General features: G+C 31.6%; 18 protein-coding genes and 1 pseudogene. 10 read left to right on the plus strand and 9 right to left on the minus strand.

Annotated elements, in window-relative coordinates; genetic code table 11:
• Window positions 1–55 precede the first annotated feature (55 nt).
• Complete coding sequence (uhpT, locus tag LQ675_RS12695; RefSeq protein WP_075578299.1) at window positions 56–1,435, plus strand: hexose-6-phosphate:phosphate antiporter; 1,380 nt, start codon at window positions 56–58, stop codon at window positions 1,433–1,435.
• 34 nt (window positions 1,436–1,469) lie between these two features.
• On the opposite strand, the gene LQ675_RS12700 is transcribed toward uhpT, so the two are convergent.
• From LQ675_RS12700 to LQ675_RS12715, 4 genes are all read right to left on the minus strand, one after another.
• Window positions 1,470–2,204 carry a response regulator transcription factor gene (locus tag LQ675_RS12700; RefSeq protein ID WP_075578298.1) on the minus strand — a complete coding sequence of 245 codons (735 nt, stop codon included), beginning with the start codon at window positions 2,202–2,204 and terminating at the stop codon, window positions 1,470–1,472.
• A gap of 5 nt (window positions 2,205–2,209) precedes the next feature.
• On the minus strand, window positions 2,210–3,751 hold the full coding sequence (locus LQ675_RS12705; protein WP_075578297.1) for a sensor histidine kinase: 1,542 nt from the start codon (window positions 3,749–3,751) through the stop codon (window positions 2,210–2,212).
• Window positions 3,748–4,701 (minus strand): extracellular solute-binding protein, encoded by a 954-nt coding sequence (locus LQ675_RS12710; RefSeq protein ID WP_075578296.1) that lies wholly within the window; start codon window positions 4,699–4,701, stop codon window positions 3,748–3,750. The genes LQ675_RS12705 and LQ675_RS12710 overlap by 4 nt, the downstream gene beginning before the upstream one ends.
• A gap of 164 nt (window positions 4,702–4,865) precedes the next feature.
• Window positions 4,866–5,609 carry a glycerophosphoryl diester phosphodiesterase gene (locus tag LQ675_RS12715; protein ID WP_048540455.1) on the minus strand — a complete coding sequence of 248 codons (744 nt, stop codon included), beginning with the start codon at window positions 5,607–5,609 and terminating at the stop codon, window positions 4,866–4,868.
• Between the two features lie 157 nt (window positions 5,610–5,766).
• Between LQ675_RS12715 and LQ675_RS12720 the strand changes: the two genes are divergently transcribed.
• On the plus strand, window positions 5,767–7,164 hold the full coding sequence (locus LQ675_RS12720; RefSeq protein ID WP_239727787.1) for an MFS transporter: 1,398 nt from the start codon (window positions 5,767–5,769) through the stop codon (window positions 7,162–7,164).
• A gap of 52 nt (window positions 7,165–7,216) precedes the next feature.
• Here the strand turns inward: LQ675_RS12720 and LQ675_RS12725 are convergent, their stop codons facing one another.
• Window positions 7,217–8,386 (minus strand): hydroxymethylglutaryl-CoA synthase, encoded by a 1,170-nt coding sequence (locus LQ675_RS12725; RefSeq protein ID WP_239727785.1) that lies wholly within the window; start codon window positions 8,384–8,386, stop codon window positions 7,217–7,219.
• A 102-nt stretch (window positions 8,387–8,488) separates the two neighbouring features.
• Here LQ675_RS12725 and LQ675_RS12730 point away from each other — a divergent pair, with 102 nt between their 5' ends.
• The 3 genes from LQ675_RS12730 (at window position 8,489) to brnQ (ending at window position 12,515) form a co-directional block, all read left to right on the plus strand.
• Window positions 8,489–9,646: a thiolase family protein gene (locus LQ675_RS12730; RefSeq protein WP_239727776.1), complete on the plus strand. Its 1,158-nt coding sequence runs from the start codon at window positions 8,489–8,491 to the stop codon at window positions 9,644–9,646.
• Entirely contained in the window at window positions 9,646–10,923 is a 1,278-nt protein-coding gene (locus tag LQ675_RS12735) for a hydroxymethylglutaryl-CoA reductase, degradative (protein WP_048540451.1), read from the plus strand. Before LQ675_RS12730 ends, LQ675_RS12735 begins: the two co-directional genes overlap by 1 nt.
• 233 nt (window positions 10,924–11,156) lie before the next feature.
• Window positions 11,157–12,515: a branched-chain amino acid transport system II carrier protein gene (gene brnQ / locus LQ675_RS12740; RefSeq protein WP_182675949.1), complete on the plus strand. Its 1,359-nt coding sequence runs from the start codon at window positions 11,157–11,159 to the stop codon at window positions 12,513–12,515.
• Window positions 12,516–12,573: 58 nt separating this feature from the next.
• Here brnQ and LQ675_RS12745 read toward each other — a convergent pair whose 3' ends face one another.
• Together LQ675_RS12745 and LQ675_RS12750 are read right to left on the minus strand one after the other, a co-directional pair.
• Entirely contained in the window at window positions 12,574–13,614 is a 1,041-nt protein-coding gene (locus tag LQ675_RS12745; RefSeq protein ID WP_048540449.1) for an acyltransferase family protein, read from the minus strand.
• Window positions 13,607–13,729: pseudogene (locus tag LQ675_RS12750) on the minus strand (intercellular adhesin biosynthesis polysaccharide N-deacetylase); the annotation flags it as partial. The gene LQ675_RS12745 and the pseudogene LQ675_RS12750, both read right to left, overlap by 8 nt.
• A 103-nt stretch (window positions 13,730–13,832) precedes the next feature.
• On the opposite strand from LQ675_RS12750, the gene LQ675_RS12755 reads away from it, so the two are divergent.
• From LQ675_RS12755 to LQ675_RS12770, 4 genes are all read left to right on the plus strand, one after another.
• A complete protein-coding gene (locus LQ675_RS12755; protein WP_048540448.1) occupies window positions 13,833–14,393 on the plus strand; it encodes a TetR/AcrR family transcriptional regulator in 561 nt (186 codons plus the stop codon).
• Window positions 14,394–14,658: 265 nt separating this feature from the next.
• Window positions 14,659–14,826 carry a hypothetical protein gene (locus LQ675_RS12760; protein WP_155403650.1) on the plus strand — a complete coding sequence of 56 codons (168 nt, stop codon included), beginning with the start codon at window positions 14,659–14,661 and terminating at the stop codon, window positions 14,824–14,826.
• 200 nt (window positions 14,827–15,026) lie between these two features.
• Complete coding sequence (locus LQ675_RS12765) at window positions 15,027–15,647, plus strand: NAD(P)-dependent oxidoreductase (protein ID WP_048540447.1); 621 nt, start codon at window positions 15,027–15,029, stop codon at window positions 15,645–15,647.
• Between the two features lie 282 nt (window positions 15,648–15,929).
• Window positions 15,930–17,864, plus strand: a complete 1,935-nt coding sequence (locus LQ675_RS12770; protein ID WP_239753262.1) for an LPXTG cell wall anchor domain-containing protein — start codon at window positions 15,930–15,932, stop codon at window positions 17,862–17,864.
• Window positions 17,865–17,915: 51 nt separating this feature from the next.
• Here the strand turns inward: LQ675_RS12770 and LQ675_RS12775 are convergent, their stop codons facing one another.
• Entirely contained in the window at window positions 17,916–19,304 is a 1,389-nt protein-coding gene (locus tag LQ675_RS12775) for a DHA2 family efflux MFS transporter permease subunit (protein WP_152291923.1), read from the minus strand.
• Between the two features lie 587 nt (window positions 19,305–19,891).
• Complete coding sequence (locus LQ675_RS12780; protein WP_239727770.1) at window positions 19,892–20,350, minus strand: MarR family transcriptional regulator; 459 nt, start codon at window positions 20,348–20,350, stop codon at window positions 19,892–19,894.
• Window positions 20,351–20,624: 274 nt separating this feature from the next.
• Here LQ675_RS12780 and LQ675_RS12785 point away from each other — a divergent pair, with 274 nt between their 5' ends.
• Entirely contained in the window at window positions 20,625–22,187 is a 1,563-nt protein-coding gene (locus tag LQ675_RS12785) for an IucA/IucC family protein (RefSeq protein WP_239727763.1), read from the plus strand.
• Window position 22,188: the final 1 nt, after the last annotated feature.

The following is a 22,188-nucleotide window of genomic DNA, read 5'->3' on the forward strand; positions in this document are numbered from 1 at the left end:
AGCGCTTACACAAATTGCTAAGATTTTTATATACAAAACTACACGGGGTGATTACATGCAATTTTTTGAAATTAACAAAATTCCTAACAAAGGAATTCCACTTTCAACTCAAAGAAAATTATGGCTTCGACACTTTTTAAAAGCTTTCTTTGTAGTATTCTTTACATATATGGCAATGTATTTAATTAGAAATAACTTTAAAGCTGCTCAGCCATTACTTAAAGAAGAAGTCGGCCTGACTACTTTAGAATTAGGATATATTGGATTAGCGTTTAGTATTACATATGGTCTTGGTAAATCATTGCTCGGCTATTTTATAGATGGTAAGAACACTAAAAAAGTTATTTCATTCTTACTTGTTTTAGCAGCACTTGCTGTTTTAATAATGGGCTTTACGCTTAGTTACTTTGGTTCTATTTTAGGACTTTTCATTGTTTTATGGGGATTAAACGGTGTGTTCCAATCAGTTGGTGGTCCAGCTAGTTATTCGACGATTTCAAGATGGGCGCCACGTTCGAAAAGAGGACGTTACCTTGGATTTTGGAATACTTCACATAATATTGGTGGTGCAATAGCCGGTGGACTTGCTTTATGGGGTGCACATACATTCTTTAATGGTAGTGTTGTTGGTATGTTCATCTTCCCTTCAGTCATTGCTTTAATTATAGGTATTGCGGGTTTATTCATTGGTAAAGATGATCCTGAAGAATTAGGTTGGAATCGTGCTGAAGAAATATGGGAAGAACCCATTGAACAAGAAAATATTGATTCAGTTCATATGTCAAAATGGGAAATTTTCAAAACTTACATTTTAAAAAATCCTGTTATTTGGATTTTATGTATTTCAAACGTATTTGTTTATATAGTACGTATAGGTATAGATAACTGGGCACCTTTATACGTATCTGAGCATTTAGGATTCGGTCAATCTGATGCTATCAATACCATATTCTACTTTGAGATAGGTGCACTTGTTGCGAGTTTATTATGGGGATATGTTTCCGATTTACTAAAAGGACGTCGTGCTGTCGTAGCAGTTGGTTGTATGTTTATCATTACATTTGTAGTTATACTTTATACAAATGCTACAAGTGTTGCTATGGTTAATATCGCTTTATTTGCACTAGGTGCATTAATCTTTGGACCTCAACTATTGATTGGTGTATCACTAACAGGATTTGTACCAAAACGAGCAATCAGTGTTGCTAACGGTATGACAGGATCATTCGCTTATTTATTCGGTGATTCAATGGCCAAAGTAGGACTTGCTGCTATTGCCGATCCTAAATCAAAAGGATTAAATGTATTTGGTTACACACTTAGCGGTTGGACAGATGTCTTTATCGTCTTCTATTTCGCCTTATTCATAGGTATCATTTTATTATGTATCGTTGCATATTATGAAGAAAAGAAAATACGCTCATTAAACATTTAACATAAAAAAGGAATGGTTTTTAACCCATTCCTTTTTATTTTTTCATATAATCACTTGGTGATACTTCTAAATATTTTTTGAATTGATAACTAAATACTTTATATTCTGAAAAACCTACCATGTCAGCCACTTCATAATGTTTATAATGATGTTCTAGTAGATGAAGGGATTTGAATACTCTATATCTATTTAAGTAATCTAATATTGTAATACCTACTTCTTGTTTAAAAATCCTCATAAGATAGCTTTCACTAGCGTCAAATTGACTAAGCATTTCTTTCACTGATTGTTTATCATGATAATGTTTACGGATATATTGAATGATTTTATTTACATAATAGTCATCATAATCAACCTCTTTTATAGGTTTGAACACTTCTATATCTACTTTTTCTTCTTGATCATCATACTTTTCATAAATCTGATTGAGTATTTGTTTTAATTCTTGTTGATTAATAGGTTTTAGCAAATAATCTGTTACTTTATGTTGAATGCCTGCTTTCATATATTCGTAATCGTCATAACTAGATAAAATAATTTTCTCACAAGAAATATCTTTAATATTCTCTAATAATTGTATGCCATTCATCTTAGGCATTCTAATATCAATAATCACGAGTAGTGGATGATTGATATGAATTAATTCCAGTGCTTCTTCTCCGTCTTTTGCTAACAATACTTCATTGAAATTATAATCAGACCATTGTATATGAGACTTCAAACCTTCTCTTATAATTCTTTCATCATCACAAATAATAACTGTATGCATTATACTCACCTACCTCTAGGTATTCTTAAAGCAATCATTGTGCCTTTATTTTCTATTGAATAAATTTTTATTTTTGATCTTAAACCATATTTCAATATTAATTTATGATTCAAATGGTTTAATCCTAAATGCGTTGTTTCATATACAGAAAGATTTAAATTTTCTCGCGTTAATCTTAGTTGTTCTTTTGACATACCTTCCCCATCATCTTTAACAATAATAAGAAGATTATGAGTGTTTTCTCTTATTCGAATATTGATTGTCAAATCACATTCATATTCATTATGTTTGATCGCATTTTCTATAAATGGAAATATACACATTTTATCAATTTTCATTTCTTTAATATCATAAGGAACATCGATTAATAATTTTATTTTGTCATCAAATCTTACATTTTGAATAGAGACATATTTTTTTATATATAGGAGTTCATCTTTAACGAGTACATTATCAGACTTAACTCTTAATGAATATCTCAGCATTTCTGATAGTTTTTGCAAAATTTCTTCCGCCTTTTTCGGAGAAGTACTTACAAGATATTGTATCGTTTGCATTGTATTGAATAAAAAATGCGGGTGAAATTGCCGTTCTATTTCTTTAAGTTGAATTTCTCTCAATGATTTTTCTGTATCTTCAATTGAATGAATTAATGCTTCATTGGATTCAAACAAATCATAAACATACTTATTTATTTCTTCTAGTTCACTCGTACGAGACAAAGGTTCATATGTACCTAGTTTTCTTTCTTTTGCGTATTTAATTCGCTTAATAATTGATTCTATATCTCGCGTTTGGACTTGAGAAATTTTACTAGAAGAAACGTAACCAAATATAGTCAAAATGATGAATGTTAACAACATAATTGATAGTAATTTAATACCGTCATTCAATATTTCATGTATATCTTTCAGTAAAACAATATGTGCATTTAACTCAGGTATATATTCACTTTTATAAACATATCCAAATTTAGATAATGTAACCTTATAGTTTGATGGAATCTTTTCATAATTTGAATATAAGACATTATCATAACTATCTACTAATAATAAATGTTGATTATTTCTATAGTGCAATTGGTTCAAATAAGGTTGTTCTTCTATATATATCGTGAGTTTATAATTACCATTGTTAAACTTTATATTTTGACTCTTAATTCGAAGTAAATTCGATAAATTTTTATCTTCATAATTATTCGTCATTTTTATATCATGATTTTCTAATATATAAATCATAGAAGCATCTTTTATGTGAATTGAATCATTAATGAGACGACGTATTTCTGTTTTATCATGATCATTCTTAGGATTTAAAGATTCAAATTGGTGTTTATTATTATTAATAGCTTTTGTAACTTTCTGATTTAATGACGTGACTATATCTTTACTTTGAACTATATTATGCTTCAAATTATTTATTTCAATCATTCTATATACGCCTAAAAATGTTACAAATCCTATTAATATAATTAAAAATGCCGGTAGTATAGTAGTGATGAATAATGATTTTCTAATCATACGTTGATAAGGTTTAGTTGGTATCATTGAATCAACTCCAAAAATTGCTTTCTAGTTAGATGACTAATATCTTCATCCTTAATAATAGGTATTTCCCTGAACTTTGTAGCAACTTGCTTATTTTGATTAAAAACATCTTTTCTACCGGACTGAATTTTATACTCATCTGCTATTTTTTGTTGAACCTTTTTACTTGTTAAGTAATTAATCAGTTTTTTACTTTTTGGATTAATATTTTCTTTTTTTACAAGTGCGATACCGTCATGATTCAACATTGTACCTTCACTTGGATAAATCATTTTCAAAGGATAACCTTTATTTATATAAGCTTTAGCATCCGATTCATAACTTAAACCAGCATAATATTTACCTTTCGCAACTTCTTGTATAACTTTAGAAGATTTATCAACTTTATTTGCAGAAGCCATAAAACCTTTTACATCATCAACATTGTGATTAATACTTTCAATAGCTTTCATATGTTGATACCCTGTCGTTGTTTCTAGAGGATTAGAATAGACCACTTTCCCTTTCAATTCATCGGCACATAAGTCTTTATAACCCCTAACTTTAATATTTCCTATTAAGTCTTGGTTCACAACAATTGTAGTTGGCATTAATATGAAATCTGAAACATACGGAACTTTTTGTTTATCATATTTCATATACTTCTGATTTTTCGATTCGTATGCTTCAAAATCACCAGGATGTTCAATCATTTCTGACAGAACACCTCCAACTACAATATCCCCTAGTTCATTCTCATCAACTTGATGTATCTCCCTTAATAAAACTTGTGTAGAACCCTGTTTAAGTTCAACTTTAACATTTTCAGTTTGCTCAAAGTCATTTAATAGAGAACGTATTAACTCTCTAGGATATGGAGAATAAACAGTTATAGTTTCTTGGTAATTGTTTAATTTGCTACAGCCAGAAACAATCAATAATAAGCAAAGTAAAACAAAAAATTTCTTCATATTTTTTTCTCCCGATTATTGTTTTTTCATTTACTGCTCTTGAAATCATTTTATCATTTGGAATAAATTAACAATATCTTTTTTTAAATATTACAAACCAAAAACACTAGGTTATTCTATTTGAACAACCTAGTGTATAACAGATTATATTTTTAAAGTCTCTGCTATTCAGACAAATGCACCATTTTATCTGCGCTATCTGTAAATATCCCATCAACGCCCCAGTTTGCTAATTGGTTTGCGCGTGCTGGTTTGTTTACGGTCCAAACGTTTAATTCATAACCCGCTTCTTTGACCATTCTTACTTTTGCTTTTGTGAGTTTGGCATCTTCTGTATTCACTATCTTCGCATTGCAATAATCTAACAATGTTCTCCAGTCTTCTTTGAATGATGTCGTATGGAAGATGACTGCTCTTTTATATTCTGGCATGATTTCTTCTGCTAGTTTAACGAGTACGAGGTTAAAGCTTGATATGAGTACTTCTTGATTTTGATTTAAGTTTGCTAATTTTTCTTTAACTTGCTTTACCATACTTTTAGATAGAGCGAGTCCATTCGCGCCAGTGACGCCTTTCAACTCTACATTTAAGTTCATGTTATATTCATTTGCTATTTCTATCACATCATCGAATGTTGGTAAGCGTTCATCTTTAAATTTCGCACCATACCATGATCCTGCTGATGCTTCTTTTAATTCTTCATAGTTTAATGCTGTTATTTCCCCGGACATACTTGTTGTACGGTCTAAATAGTCATCATGAATGATGATTAATTGTTCATCTTTTGTAATGGCAACATCTAACTCTAGCCATTTTACACATTCTATTTCTGAAGCTGCTTTAAAAGATGCTATTGTATTTTCTGGAGCTTTACTTGGTAATCCTCTATGTCCATATATTGTTAGCATATTACCTCTCCTTGCGCTTTTTATTTTTAAATTGTTAATTTTTTGATTCTTAGGGTATATATTTACAACAAACATCCGTAGAATCAGCATACCTGTATTATCACATTATTGGTCTGTTTATTGCCAACAAAATGTGTATAGATTTTTTAAGGAGGGTATGGTTAGTGAAACAATTACAATACATACGAAACAGGATATTATCGATTATGTGAACGAACGTAAGACGACAAAGCGTACGTCACTATTATTAATTATCGTATTAGGCACAATATTTTTAGATGCTTATGATTTAACAATTTTAGGTACAGCGACTGATCAACTTACTCAAGAATTCAAACTTTCTCCGACTTACTTATCATTCATTATGACAGCAATGCCATTCGGTGCATTATTTGGTGCTGCAATTGGTGGATTTTACGCCGATAAATTAGGTCGTAAATTAATTCTATCTGTCTCATTGATTTCTTTAATCATTGGGGCAATTGGGGCTGCGTTATCACCTGCACCAGCTATTTTATTATGTTTCAGATTATTGATGGGATTTGCAATTGGTATGGATAGCCCAGTTGCTTTTACTTTTATAGCAGAAATCAGTAATAAAAAAGATAAAGGCCGTAACGTAAACTATTGGCAAGTCGTTTGGTATATCGCCGTTGTATCTTCGGCTCTTATCGTTATTTTGTTATATTCTCTTGGTACCGGTGCTTGGTTATGGCGTTATTCCGTAGCACTCGGCGCAGTGTTCGCAACGATTATACTCGTTTTAAGATTATTTTATTTAAGCGAAAGCCCATCATGGTCAATGAAAAATAAAACCTTAACAGAAGCGAGTAAAGAACTCGAGAAGAACTACAACATCAATGTGAATATCGAACCTAATAAAGGTGAAGATGAATCATTTAGTAAAACAGAAGTTAAAAATCCTTTACGTACATTGTTTAATAAACGCTATCGTAAAAGAACAATATTAGCGACTTCCATTGCAACATTACAAGGTATGCAGTACTATGCAATCGGTCTATATATTCCTTTAATCGCAATTTATATAATCGGAGAAAACAAAATCGAATCCTTATCAGGTACTGCAATCATTAATATCGCGGGTATCATTGGTGGTTTAACTGGTGCATTACTCACAACAAAATACGGCGCACGTAAATTAACAATTGCTGGGTTTAGCATTGTAGGGACAGCCATGATTATTATAGGTTTATTTTATGGACATACCTATACTTGGTTGATTGCGTTAATGGTGGCATTCTTCCTATTTGGACATTCAGGTGGACCAGGAACTCAAGGTAAAGCAATTGCCGCCCTTTCATACCCTACAATTCTACGAGGTAAAGGAACAGGCTTTGTAGAATCCGTGAGTAGATTCGGTAGTATGTTTGGTACATTTATTTTTCCAATTATATTAGCTAACTTAGGATTAAATAAGACAATGCTGCTATTAGCATTAGTGCCTATAGTTGGGCTAATCATTACTACTTATATTAAATGGGAACCAGTCGGTAAAGATGTCGAACACGAAGATCAATATATTGAAAAAGTTTAATACAAAAAGCAAAAGCCTAGGACGTCTTAAGTGATGTCCTAGGCTTCATTTATTACTCTTCTGTTTTATATGTTCTAATGTGATCTGCGATACTGTGTAAGTATACTTTTGAATATGGATCTTGTCTGAGTTCACGTTCGAAGTCAAATTCTTGATTATCAAATCTATTAAAGAATGTTTCGTATTCTTCTACAGATAATTGTTCTCTTGATGCAAGCATGTCTAAGTGTTTTTCTTTATCTAGCGCTTTATCATAACCATCTACGATTGAACCACTAAATATTTCAGCTACTGCACCTGAACCATAACTAAATAGACATACTTCTTGTCCTGCTTGGAATGTATGGTTTTGTAATAAAGAAATTAAACTTAAATACAATGAACCTGTATAAATATTTCCTACGTCTCTATTCCATAGTACAGAATCTTGATATGCATCCATTAATCTGTTTTTAATTGAATCTTCTACGTTTTCGTTTAAAATAGTCTTGAAGGCTTTTTCGCCCATTTTAGTAAATGGAACGTGGAAACAGAATGATTCAAAATCATTTACTTCATGACCTGTACGTTTAGCGTATTCATTCCAAACTGTGTTGAATGATTCAATGTATGCATCTTTAGATAAAGCACCATCTACGACAGGATATTTTTCAGATGTTGGTCTCCAGAAATCATATACATTATTTGTATATGCAACGCTATCGTCATTTAATTCTAAAATTCTAGGATTATGACTCAATAGTAAAGCGACTGCTCCTGCACCTTGTGTAGGTTCTCCACCTGAATTTAATCCGTAACGTGCGATATCAGATGCGATTACAAGTACTTTTTTACTCGGATTGTTAGATAAGAAGTCTTTAGCAAGTTGGATAGCTGCTGTAGCTGAGTAACATGCTTCTTTCATTTCAATACAACGTGCAAATGGTTGAATATTTAATTGGTTATGAATCTCTATTGATGCTGCTTTAGAGTGGTCGATTCCCGATTCAGTCGCTACAATCACCATGTCGATATCTTTTTTATCTTGTTCAGATAAAATATCTTGAGCTGCGTTAATACCCATTGATATAATATCTTGGCTTACTGGATTAACGGCCATTTTATTTTGACCGATACCTATTTTAAATTTATTTGGATCTACTCCACGAGCATTTGCCAAATCGTCCATACTTACATAAAAACTTGGGATGTAAAAATCTAATTTATCAATACCTATTGCCATAATAATTTCCTCTCAATATGTTATTTTATATATTGAATGATATCAAACTACATTAAATATTGACAATTATTAATAAATAAATTTTTAAGGAGAACATAAAATATGAATAAAGTTGTAATCGTAAGTGCTCAAAGAACACCTGTAGGAAAATTCAGAGGAAGGTTGAGTAACTACTCTGCAGTAGAATTAGGGACTGCTGCTTTAAAATCTGCAATTAATAAAATCCAACTAGATCCTAAAGATATCGATAATGTTATTTTCGGTAACGTTGTTCAAGCTGGTACGGGACAAAATGCTGCTCGACAAATTGCTGTAAATGCCGGTTTACCATATGAAACACCTGGTATGACTGTAAACGAAGTTTGTGGATCAGGACTTAAATCTATCATTTTAGGCAAACAACTTATTCAACTTGGAGAAGCAAATGTTGTTGCTGTAGGCGGCATCGAAAGTATGACGAACACACCAGACCTTATTCTTAAAAAAGGCGACGCACCTGTTAAAAGTTTCATGCATGATGGTTTAACTGACGTCTTTCATAATATGGCGATGGGCTTAACTGCAGAAGCAATTGCAACTAAATATGAAGTTACCCGTGAAGAACAAGATACGTTTGCATTAAATTCACATTTAAAATCTGATAAAGCAACAAAAGCTGGTAAATTCAATGAAGAAATTGTTCCATTAGAAGATGTTAATGGTGAAACAATAATTTCAGATGAATTAATCAGACCTGAAAGTACAATAGAAGATCTTGCAACATTAAAGACAATTTTCAAAGAAGACGGTACAGTTACTGCGGGTAACGCTTCAGCTTTAAGCGACGGTGGTTCTGCTTTAATTTTAATGAGTGAATCATACGCGAAAGAACACGGCTACACAATCTTAGCAACTGTCGGACAACACGCTGAAATCGGCTGTGATCCATTATATATGGGTTATGCACCATTCTATGCCGTAGAGTCACTATTAAACAAGACTGGAAAAACAATTCAAGATATCGATTTAGTTGAGATGACAGAAGCATTCTCAGCACAAAGCATTCCTGTTAAAAAAAACCTTAACATTCCAGATGAGAAATTTAACATTTATGGTGGCGCGATTGCTTTAGGTCACCCACTAGGATCAACAGGCTCAAGATTGGTTACAACACTTGCACATGCCTTAAAACAAGAAGATAAGCAAACGGGTATTGCAACTGCATGTATCGGTGGTGGCTTAGGTATAGCATTAATGATAGAAAAAGGAGTAGGACTTTAATGAAACCTTTAACGAAAGACTTCAGACATTTATCACGACCTGAGAAAATCAAACAATTAAAAGATCATGGTTGGATTAAAGAAGAATCTGAGCAAATATTACTTAACAATTCAGAAATAGATAAAGAACTTTTAGAGAATTTAATCGAAAATGTCATTGGTCAAGGTACGCTACCAGTAGGTGTCTTACCTGAAATTATAGTAGAAGATAAAGCGTACGCTGTACCTATGATGGTTGAAGAGCCATCAGTTGTTGCAGCAGCAAGTTTCGGTTCTAAACTTTTCAACAAATCTGGTGGTCTTAAAGTCGTTCAAAGTGACAATATTAAATTAGGTCAAATCGTATTTGATAATGTTACAGATACTGCTCAACTATCTAAAGATATTTTAAATTTAGAATCAGATATCCGCCAAGTAGCCGATCAAGTCTACCCTTCTATCCTTAAAAGAGGTGGCGGTTACCGCAAAATCGAAACGGATGAATTTCCTGAAGAAGGTATGCTTTCTTTAAAAGTTCATATCGATACACGTGATGCAATGGGTGCTAATATTATCAATACCATTCTTGAAGGAATTGCGCACTATTTAGAAACTCAATTAAGCGATACAAACATACTAATGAGTATTCTTTCAAACTATTCAACAACATCTGTTATTCGCATTGAAGGTAAAATCGCCATTTCAGACTTAGAAAAAGGTGAAGTAAGCGGTGCAGAAGTCGCACACCGTATGGAACGAGCATCTGTATTAGCTCACATCGACCCATACAGAGCAGTCACACATAACAAAGGTGTTATGAACGGGATTAGCTCAGTCGTATTAGCTTCAGGAAACGATACGAGAAGCGTTGAAGCAGGTGCGCATGCTTATGCAAGTAAAGACGGACAATATAGAAGTTTAACAACTTGGAAATATGATAGTGATAACCAATTTTTAGTAGGTACAATAGAATTACCATTAACACTCGGCATTATTGGCGGAAGCATAGACCTCTTACCAATATCTAAAGTTACATTAGACTTACTAGATGTTAAAACAGCACAAGAATTAGCACACATTGTAGCTGCAGTCGGACTCGCACAGAACTTTTCAGCATGTCGTGCACTCGTATCAGAAGGTATACAGCAAGGTCATATGAACCTCCACTATAAATCCTTAGCAATTAAAATCGGTGCAAAAGGTAGTGAAATCCAACTTATAACAGAAGCACTTAAAAGTATGGATAAGCCAAACCTAGAAGCTGCACAAGGATTACTTTATGAGATGAGAAATAATTAGAAATTTGGTGCGCTAACGATCTTGTTTCACTTTCTTGAACGTTAAAATTTCTAACGATCTTGTTTTCGTTTCTTGATCGATAGCACCACAATAAAAGTATAAAAGAGCCTAGAACAACAATGTATATCGTTGTTCTAGGCTCTTTTTATGTATATCCTCAATATCAATTTGACATCTTCTTACAAAACACATTAAGATAGTGAAGTTGATTAAAAAAATAGGAGAAATTTATCATCATGAAAAATAAACTTACTTTTAAAGAAAATATATATATCGGATCATTACTTTTTGGCTTGTTTTTTGGAGCGGGAAATTTAATCTTCCCTATTCATTTAGGTCAATTGGCAGGATCGAATGTTTTAACGGCCAATATTGGTTTCTTAATTACTGCGATTGGTTTACCATTCTTAGGAATTATCGCAATTGGTATTTCTAAGACGAATGGTATTTTTGAAGTAACGACACGTGTAAATCGCAAATATGCTTATATATTCACGATTTTACTTTATCTTGTAATTGGTCCTTTTTATGCTTTACCTAGGCTTGCAACGACATCGTTTGAAATTGCATTTACACCGTTTATTTCAGATTCATCTGTCACATTATATTTATCGATATTTAGTATTTTATTCTTCTTAGTTGCTTGGTTTTTCTCAAAAAAACCTTCAAAAATTCTAGAATATATCGGTAAATTTTTAAATCCTGTATTTTTAGTCCTTTTAGGCTTATTGATTTTATTAGCGTTTATTAATCCAATTGGACAAGTATCAAATGCTAATATTAGTCCTGATTATGAAAACAGCGCGTTATTAAAAGGTTTCATTGATGGTTATAATACGCTAGATGCTTTAGCTGCACTTGCATTCGGTATTATTATCGTATCAACTATTAAAAAGTTAGGTATTACAAACCCAAATCATATTGCGAAAGAAACATTCAAATCTGGTACGATTAGCATTATTTTAATGGGTATTATTTATAGTTTATTAGCATTTATGGGTACGATGAGTTTAGGTCATTTTAAAGCGAGTGAAAATGGTGGCATAGCTTTAGCTCAAATCGCACGATATTATTTAGGTGATTACGGCATCATATTACTATCACTCATCATTATCGTAGCTTGCTTAAAGACTGCTATTGGCCTAATCACAGCCTTTTCAGAAACATTCACAGAACTATTTCCAAAGCAAAACTATTTAATGTTTGCAACAGTTGTAAGTATTATTTCATGTATCTTTGCTAATGTTGGTTTAACAAAAATTATTGAATACTCTACACCAGTATTAATGTTTTTATATCCTTTAGCGATTACAATTATTTTGCTAACGTTATTCAGTTCATTCTTTAATCATTCAAAAATCGTTTATCAATTTACGACATATTTTACAATAATCGCTTCATTTGTTGATGGTATTAAAGCAAGTCCTGAATTCATCGCAAATACAGGTTTTGCACATGCAGTTATCACTTTTGGCGAAAAATTCTTACCATTCTTCACGATTGGAATGGGTTGGGTTTTACCAGCCTTTGTCGGATTTATCATCGGCTTCATCGTATATCAATTTAAGAAATCATCATACAAAACAACATAATTCAGACAAAAGCAAGTTACCTCGACTATGAGATAACTTGCTTTTTTTATATAGATATTTATTTGTTATAAGGTTGTCGTCCCATTACGAATTTAAAAATTTGAAATTCTTTTAATAAAATACCAATCCCTAGGCAACTTCCCACAATAAACAATAAAGATATTGGAATAAAGATTAATGTTTGTTCTTCAAATATACTTGTATATTGGAACATATATTCCAGTATAATAGGATGTAATAAATAAACGAAAAATGAATATTGACTAATCAACTCAACAGAACTAAACATAAATTCATCAAACTGTGTGCTAAAGTTAATTATAATTAAAAATGCAAAAGTGATATATAATAAAATACGATAATCCATACTACTAACCATCCAATAATCATGTTCTCCTACAAATACAAAGGCTACGTATGCAGCAATTGTTAAAAATACGATTAAAGCGATGTATTTCGTTACGAAAGCTTTAATAGCTTGATAATTATGACCTACGTAAGAACCTAAAAAGTAATAAAACAGCCAACCAATTATGAATGTTTCAGGACTAAATGGATAATACTGACTTATAAATTCTCTAACAGGTTCAACATTTTGGTAACTATACAAATAGATTGTATTAATTATGAACGAAATGATAAGACTCCATTTTGAAAAAAGTATTTTAGCATTTATTCGATAGATGATCCAATTTAACAAGAAGAACTGAATAATGATTACAATAAAGTAGCCATACCAATTACCTTGAATAACATTCTCTGTGTATTGCGTTAAGAATGAATCATTTAATTTAAGTGATTCAGAATAACTATAGAAAGCACCCATAATTAAGTAAGGTAATAATATATATTTTAGACGTGTTCTTAAATAGCCTGTTTTTAATTTATCATTATAATTTAGTGTCGTTAATAGTTGAGACAATATAATAAATGAAGGTGTCCCGATAATTAAGATCATTCTGATCCAATATAAGACTTGTAATTGCAGATCATCAGGTTCATTTGTGTTTGTAAACTCGGTAAAAACATGTGTTAGTACAATTAATAAACATAAAAATGTTCTTAAATATATAAATTCAATATATCTTCCTTTACTCATGATTAAATCCTTCCCATTTCTTAACAAGCTTGTTAAAAGCGTCATCACTTACCATAACTCTTGGAATGTAAAAATTATCGCTATCTGGAACAACTGCTTTTTCTTCCAAAGAAAAAGGCAATGCGTAATTTATTGTGTTAAATGTAAACGTTTTTACGAGTGATTTTTTGTGCTATTTCCTGTATAGTTATTCATATGTAGCAAAGGAGGCAAATGAAGTGAATAATACATCTGAGAAACTCATTCATATAAGTATGAGAACCTTTTCTGAAATGGGCTATTATGGAACATCACTAAATAATATTGCCAATGAACTAGGAATAAAAAAGGCAAGTTTATATAACTACTTTAAAAGCAAAGATGAATTGTATGAACAATGTATTGAAAATTGTATGTCAGTAGGACTAAGTATTATTGAAGGAATCGATTCTCAGCCTCTGAATGTATATGATGAGCTTTCTTCTTTTTTCTATAATTATATTTACGATTCAGATTACTTAGTAAAATTTTATGTCCAGTTATCATTTGCACCTTCAAACTTTACATCTAATATTGAACATTATAATCATAAGTTATCTACTACTCTAACGTATAAATTAGAAAAGATTCATGCACATCATAAACTTAAATTAGATAAGAGTGACTTTGTATTATTAGTTAGGATGTTTATTAATGGGTGGCTTTATCGTAGAGCATACACTCAATCAGAGAAAACACAAAATGAAGTTAAAAACGAATTCAATCATCACGCAAATTTGCTATTAAGTAAAATTAAATAAAGTAGAACATTATCGTAGTTTACAATTCAACTGATAAAACATTAAAACTCTAGTGCTTGAATGATAAAGACAAAATAACATCTCATTGCTTACTGAATTATTAAGTAGAATGAGATGTTATTTTTTAAAACTATATTTTTGATTTAAAAATAATTTATCAAAGTGAATATAAAGAATAAAAACTTAAATTAATTACAATTTTTGTTAGAAATAAAATAAATTTGGGTAATATACTTATATATACAAAATAGGAAGAGGTATAAGTATGGTCAATAATCACGGGAGAGACTATTTTGAAGACATTAGTGATGATTTATTATATGTTTCACAAACAATTAGTCAAAAAATATCATCTAATGAATATAACTTATCTGAAGAGCTCGCTATAATAAAAGAAATCTTGGAAAGGTTGGAATCCAAATTATCAGATTAACTCATGAATACTTTTAATAAAAACCATTTCCACATTTCTTGGAAATGGTTTTTATTTTATATATTAGAACTCACCAGATAAATTAGTCTCAAATGAAAAAGTAGTTATATAATCTTTGTAATGCATACTGGTGATATATCATATATACTCAAACATATTTATAATCAAAATAAAAAACTTTTATAAAAGGAGCAATACAAATGAAAATTTTAATTTTAGGTGCTACTGGCAGAGTTGGACAAGAAGTATTAACACACGCACTATCAGACGGCCATGACGTAACTGTACTCGTTCGTGATAAAAATAAATTAAGCGTCGACCATCAATCTGTGAGACTAATCGAAGGAAATGTATTAAATCCAAATGATATTCAAAAAGCAGCTGAATGTAACGACATTATTGTAAGTGCATTAAGTACAGACGGCTCCACTACATTATCAGAAGCTATGCCATTAATTATTGAAACAATGTCACAACAAGGCATTAAACGTATCATCACAATAGGTACTGCTGGTATATTACAAAGTCGAACTGACAAGAATTTACTACGCTATCAATCTAACGAATCTAAAAGACGCACAACACGTGCAGCAGAAGAACATCATAAAGTTTATACAATGCTTAAAAATTCAGAGCTAGATTGGACAATCATATGCCCAACCTATTTACCAGATGGCGAAAGAATCGGACAATACAGAGTCGAACGAGACTACTTACCAGAGAATGCAGTGAAAATATCTGTCCCAGACACAGCAGACTTCGTTTACGATCAAATATCGTCCGACGTATTTATTCAATCACGCGTTGGAATAGGATATTGATAAGAAAATTTCAGTAATAATTAACATAAAACATCTAGTAGTTACTTAAATAATATTTGATGGCTCTATGTTGCTAGTCACACGGACCTTGCAACATAGAGTCCTTCTATTTATCTAGTCACTCTTCTCTTGATAAATTTCCTTTCTTTCACACCTTTACTACCCAGATTTATACAACTGTAAAATTTTTCTAAAATAATTGATAATAATAATCATTTTCATATTGAATTTACATGGGAATTTTTGTATATTATTCGTATCATCCAAGAAAGGAAGTTTTACATGAATAAAAACTTTATCAACTTCAGAACGGGATTAGTAAAGTTACCTGTTATTATCGCAGGTGTATTTTTCTTATCTCATCCAACTGTCACTCATGCTAGCGAGAATAACAATTTAATAGAGGAAAGTCCAAAAGCTAGTCAAACGAATAAACAAGAGACTGAAAATGAAGATGCAACAAGTACACTTTCCAATACGTCAAAAGAAGATTATAGCACTACAAAGGCTTCTACAGATACAAATAATGTAGATACAACATCTGAGGGAAATAAAGAAACAATTTCTAATAAATTAGAAACTTCAGATAGTAAGACTCAAAATACATCACAAAATGATAACTCTAAAAATACAAATAAACCGAATGTACCAACTGGATCTTTCAGATATTTCTACCCTTCTGTAGAGGACAACGTAAATTATGATAAGACTCAAGATCCCAATTATGACGAAGAAGGTTATTTAAAAGATACGAGAAGGATGCAAGAAAACTATGAAGTCGACAACAGAACTGCATATATAAGAGTAGAAAACGAGAATTATAAAGGTGAAATTGAAAATCTCAAAGGTGGTGAAGGGTCAGGAGCATACATAGGTAAGAATTATTTCTTAACTGCAGCTCATGTTATTTATGATAACAATTACCCTAGACAATACTTAACAGGCGGTTATTTAATTCCTGGTAAACATGGAAATTGGGAACCATTTGGAAAATATAAAATTAAAGCATTTTATGTACCAGATCAATATAAAGCTTCACCTTTAAGAAAATATGATATCGGTATAATTGAAGTCGATCCTGAACCAATAGTTGATGCAGACGGCCATCCTCCACGCGAAGAATTAGATGAATTAAAACCTTATAACATTAAAGTATATACGGACGATTTAATCGGTAAAAAGGTACAAACACAAAGTTATCCAATTGATAAAAATGTGACTTCTATTAATCAATGGACTAATCTAGGTACTATTGTACAAAAGCAAAAACAAGGTAATATAGAATATTCTATGGATAATTCAGCTGGTCAATCAGGAAGTCCAGTCTATTTAGAAGATAATAACGATGAAATTATTGCAGTTCATTCTTATGGAACAAGAGGTAATAAATACGGTACTTTAGGAACCCCAATTACGCAAGAAATCTACGACTGGATTCAATCTATATTAAATAGAGTTCCAGATTCAGGTTCAAATGTTTCAAACGATAAATCAAATATCGATAATAACGATAATGATGTCACTACTTCTGATACACCTAATGATAACAATTATACTAGCGACTTAGATAAATCTGATAACGATAATGACGTTAATCATTCTGATGCATCTAGTACAAATAATGATTTTGCTATTAATAAATCACTGATTAATAAAAACAAACTTAAAAATTCAACAATTATAAACATAAACAAAGTTTCTAATAATAAAACAGATGAGCTACCTAAATCAGACGATAATTCTGTTAAACCAACGGAACAACCTAAATTAGACGATAACTCCGTTAAAACGGCTGAACAACCTAAATCAGACGATAACTCCGTTAAAACGGCTGAACAACCTAAATCAGACGACAACTCTGTTAAAACGGCTGAACAACCTAAATCAGACGACAACTCTGTTAAACCGGCTGAACAACCTAAATCAGACGACAACTCTGTTAAACCAACAGAGCAACCTAAATCACATAACGCATCTAAATTAGAATCTAAGGCTATTCAAATTAACAATACTGATAAAGCAGTAAATGATACACAAATAACGACATCACAACCTAGCCATGAAGCTAAAGCAGAAACTCAATCAGATGATAAACAAGAAAACAAACAATTACCAAAAACAGGTGAAAATGAAGCAATAAGTACAACATTATTCGGTACACTATTCGCAATGTTAGGAAGTTTATTCTTCTTCAGAAAGCGTAAAACTGATAAATAATAAGATAACCCCTAAGAGATGTTTCATATGAAACATCTCTTAGGGGTCTTTTTATACTTTCATACTTTTAGGAGGAATCATTGCCCAACACACAAGCAATAATATAAATACAATTGCTGGGACTAGAAATCCAATGTGAAATGCCATTATCTGATTGTGGATAGATATTGTTGCGACGACTGTTGCAATCAATGCAGAGCCAAAGCTAGATCCAATATTTTCTACAATATTAATCGTAATACCTGCTTGCGGTAATTGGTCGTCTTTTAAATCTGCATAAGTATTTGTCGTAAACGGCAGCAATATCCCGCCAACACTGATACCTCGTAATAAAAGTAGCATACTTAATATGATGATAGATGTATTGCCGTTTACAAATATAAATGGTATAGAAGCAACAATCGATAATATTAAGCTTACAAATATCACTTTCTTAGCACCATATTGATCTGTTAATTTACCAATCATAGGTCTTGCTAATAACATACCGATACCTTGAGGCATTAATGCAATAGCCGCTTCAATCGTATTAAACCCTTTAAAATTTTGAAAGAACAGCGGGAAAATAATCATCGGTCCCATAATCGCTAAATTGCCTAAAAATAAACCGGTACTTGAAGCTGCATAGTTACGATTTTTGAATAAATTAGTTGGTAATACGGTTTGATAATCCTGAACTCGATTGTATATCAAATAAATCACGATAAGTAATGCACTCGAAGTTAGCACGAGTACAGTTTCAATATTTGTAAATGAAGCTGTTTCAGTAGCGTGTGTAATACCGTAAATTAACGTAATACTGATTAAAGATAAATTGATTATCCCAAACCAATCTAGTCTCTTACCTTTATTAAAAGGTTCATATGACGGTAATCGTTTAATCATAACTGGTGTAATAATGATCATGACAATGATGTTCAAATAAAATATCCATTGCCAAGATATATAATGAATAATAAACCCACCTACTACCGGACCTAATATAGGACCAAGTATCATGGGAATACTTACAATGGCCATAACTCTACCAATTTTATCTTGGCCGGTTATCTTAACAAGCAGTGTAGCCATAAGCGTTGAAATGATACCTGCACTAAATCCTTGAACGAGTCTAAATAGAATAAACCAAAAGATATTTGAGCTTAATCCTGTTAATACTGAAACAATACCAAATGTAATGACAGCACTAATATATACACGTTTACCATCTAAATGGTCCATTAACCAACCAGAAAACGGTACAGCAACTGTCATAGCAAGAATATATCCCGTAACACCCCATTGAATAAAATTAAGTGATGTATCAAAGTATTTCGTTAAATCATCAATAGCAATATTAATCATTGTTGAATCGAGCATGGGCATAATAGCACCTAAAGCAATGGCCCATGCCGCTATCACTGTGCTTTTAGGAATGTGTTCTAATTGTTGAGAAGACATCAATAAACTCCTTTATATTTTGTTTCCACAGAAACATTATAAGAGAATTTTGTTTCCTAGTCAACATAAATAACATTAGGGAAAATTTTGTTAGGGACAGAATTCTGAATAATGTCCCTTAGAACCATTGTTAGAGACAGAATTTAGAATTGTGTCCCTTAGAACCATTGTTAGAGACAGAATTTAGAATTGTGTCCCTTAGAACCATCGTTAGAGACAGAATTTAGAATTATGTCCCTTAGAACCATTGTTAGAGACAGAATTTAGAATTATGTCCCTTAGAACCATTGTTAGAGACAGAATTTAGAATTGTGTCCCTTAGAACCATTGTTAGAGACAGAATTTCGAATTATGTCCCTTAGAACCTCCGTTAGAGACAGAATTTAGAATTATGTCCCTTAGAACCATCGTTAGAGACAGAATTTAGAATTGTGTCCCTTAGAACCACCGTTAGGGACAGAATTTAGAATTGTGTCCCTTAGAACCATCGTTACGGACAGAATTTCGAATAATGTCCGTATGAGATGTCAATATCCTTAAATCCAAAAAAGCTGAGACACGGACATCTCAGCTTTTCTTCCTTCTATTTAATCTTTTTCCTTCTCAATGACTTGATCTAAGTAGTCACTATATTTATCAAAAAATCGATTCAATATTTCAAATTCTTCTTCTGTTATATCATCAAAAAATGGTTTGTATCTTTCCAAAAATTGATCATGTAATGCTAAATGACTACTATATATTCGGTTTCCTTCTGTTGTTAAATCAAAGTATATTTCTTTTTTATTATCATCTTTTTGATATACCGTAATCGCATTTTTCTTAATGAGTTTTTTCGTTAATTTACTAATGGCACCACGTGTCATAAATAAGTCATCTGATATTTTTTTAACATTTGGATTTTCTATATTATGAATAGCTTCTATACAATGAACTTCTGAGGAAGTATATCCAGATAAAGCTTCTTCCATCTTAGGTTTATTTAGCCAGACAATTCTATTTTGTACATGACCCATTTTTTGCATTAAAGTTTTTACTTTATTCATCGCTAAATCCCCTTATATTCAATCTCATATATGATATTTCCCTTTACACATACTTTTCTTCATAGTAACAGAAATGATAAAAAATCAATAGTTCATTCAATTGTACTTATCATAATCCAACCTTTTCAGACTAACTAAAGTATTAAAATAATAGTTTTATATAATTTATCATAATTATTTATTGTTATTTTCTATCATTGACAAACCTTTCAAACCTCCTATAATTGAGAATGATTATCACTATATAAATTATTTGAAAAGGAAGTTGATCTTTTTGGAAATCGTATATAACGAACAGATACAAGAAATACGTCAATATTTTCAAGATTTTTCTGAAGAAGACATAACAACTTTATACCAGAAAGCATACCGTGAAATCACGCGACGTATTGATCAATTATCAAGTTTTGAAGATATTGGTCAAGATGTCATTTATGATGATGAACGCTTAGTACACGAAATTCAAGATTCTATTCGCAATCTCACTTTGAGCTATATTCAATTTGAACGCGATCATCAACAACATGGTCACAGTTATCAAAATATTTTTGAGTTTGTTGAACAAGAAAATATAACGGATGTCTTTTTTGAACAAAGTGTAACTGAAGGACATCCTTTCCACCCTATGACTAAGACGAAATTAGGTTTCTCTATAGATGATGTTATTAAGTTTTCCCCAGAATTTAGACAAACGGTGAACGTCATTCCTCTATTGTGCAATAAAGATTTTATAGATGAAATCAATATCTATCAATCGCCTGCATTAGAGACTTTTAGAAAGAAAGTTGATACATATTGCAAAGAATATGGCATTAAATTTGAAAACTATGCTTTACTGTTTATTCATGAATGGCAATTGAAGCATTTTCTGTTACCACAGTTTGAAACATGTTTCGAACAACAGTTCATGATTCCATTACACGATTTAGCTGTTGAAAGCAGTCCATTATTATCATTTAGAACTTTAGAAGCGCGAGAATTAAATTGCATCGTTAAGACTGCTGTCAATGCACAAGCGACAAGTGCAGTAAGAAATGTGTCTCCCGCTTCTATCCGTAATGGCATTATTCTAAGCGATGTTGTGGAACGCATTTATCGTTCAAATGGTTATGATAATAGCTATATTCAAAAAGATTTAGCAGGCAGTTATTTAAACATCAATCAATCACACGCTAATAAATGCAGCTTTATGTTAAGAAGCCTTATACCTGAACAGAAAGCCAGTCACCAATTAGTATGTGCCAGTCTGATTACTGATAGCTTTGTTACGAGAAAACCTATACTCATTGAATGTATTGAAACAATTATGCAAACACAAGACATGTCATTCGATTCTGCAACTCAATTATTCTTAACAGAATATACACATAATTTATTAGAAGCTACTTATAGATTATTGCTTGAAGAAGGTATTAGTTTAGAAGCACATATGCAAAATAGCACTGTCATCATTAAAGATGGCATGCCTATTTCTATTTATATAAAAGACTTTGGTGGCGTGAGATTATATGAAAGAAATATAGATATTGATGATTCAACAGGCTTGATTACTGACTCATTTGAAGATTTGTTATCAGTATTTTCCCATGCAGTCTTATACAATCACCTGTTCCAACTTATACAAGTGTTGGCTACTTATGGTTATGACAGTACAAAAGGTTATCAAATCATTCGAAATATGATAGCTGATCATCACGTAAATAGTGCGCCTGACATCAATATTTTAGAACAACCAACCTTTAAAATTAAATCACTATTAAAAATGAGAATATACGCTGAAGGTTACGATTACCAATATACAAATATCAATAACCCGTTATATATGGAGGCCAAATAAA

Source organism: Mammaliicoccus sp. D-M19 (assembly GCF_022386695.1).
Taxonomy (GTDB): Bacteria; Bacillota; Bacilli; order Staphylococcales; family Staphylococcaceae; genus Mammaliicoccus; species Mammaliicoccus sciuri.

Bases quoted from the DNA above. Each gene is read 5' to 3' on its own strand.
- uhpT (WP_075578299.1), top strand. From the start codon at position 56: ATGCAATTTTTTGAAATTAACAAAATTCCTAACAAAGGAATTCCACTT.
- LQ675_RS12700 (WP_075578298.1), bottom strand. From the start codon at position 2,204: ATGCATACAGTTATTATTTGTGATGATGAAAGAATTATAAGAGAAGGT.
- LQ675_RS12705 (WP_075578297.1), bottom strand. From the start codon at position 3,751: ATGATACCAACTAAACCTTATCAACGTATGATTAGAAAATCATTATTC.
- LQ675_RS12710 (WP_075578296.1), bottom strand. From the start codon at position 4,701: ATGAAGAAATTTTTTGTTTTACTTTGCTTATTATTGATTGTTTCTGGC.
- LQ675_RS12715 (WP_048540455.1), bottom strand. From the start codon at position 5,609: ATGCTAACAATATATGGACATAGAGGATTACCAAGTAAAGCTCCAGAA.
- LQ675_RS12720 (WP_239727787.1), top strand. From the start codon at position 5,767: ATGGTTAGTGAAACAATTACAATACATACGAAACAGGATATTATCGAT.
- LQ675_RS12725 (WP_239727785.1), bottom strand. From the start codon at position 8,386: ATGGCAATAGGTATTGATAAATTAGATTTTTACATCCCAAGTTTTTAT.
- LQ675_RS12730 (WP_239727776.1), top strand. From the start codon at position 8,489: ATGAATAAAGTTGTAATCGTAAGTGCTCAAAGAACACCTGTAGGAAAA.
- LQ675_RS12735 (WP_048540451.1), top strand. From the start codon at position 9,646: ATGAAACCTTTAACGAAAGACTTCAGACATTTATCACGACCTGAGAAA.
- LQ675_RS12745 (WP_048540449.1), bottom strand. From the start codon at position 13,614: ATGAGTAAAGGAAGATATATTGAATTTATATATTTAAGAACATTTTTA.
- LQ675_RS12760 (WP_155403650.1), top strand. From the start codon at position 14,659: ATGGTCAATAATCACGGGAGAGACTATTTTGAAGACATTAGTGATGAT.
- LQ675_RS12765 (WP_048540447.1), top strand. From the start codon at position 15,027: ATGAAAATTTTAATTTTAGGTGCTACTGGCAGAGTTGGACAAGAAGTA.
- LQ675_RS12770 (WP_239753262.1), top strand. From the start codon at position 15,930: ATGAATAAAAACTTTATCAACTTCAGAACGGGATTAGTAAAGTTACCT.
- LQ675_RS12775 (WP_152291923.1), bottom strand. From the start codon at position 19,304: ATGTCTTCTCAACAATTAGAACACATTCCTAAAAGCACAGTGATAGCG.
- LQ675_RS12780 (WP_239727770.1), bottom strand. From the start codon at position 20,350: ATGAATAAAGTAAAAACTTTAATGCAAAAAATGGGTCATGTACAAAAT.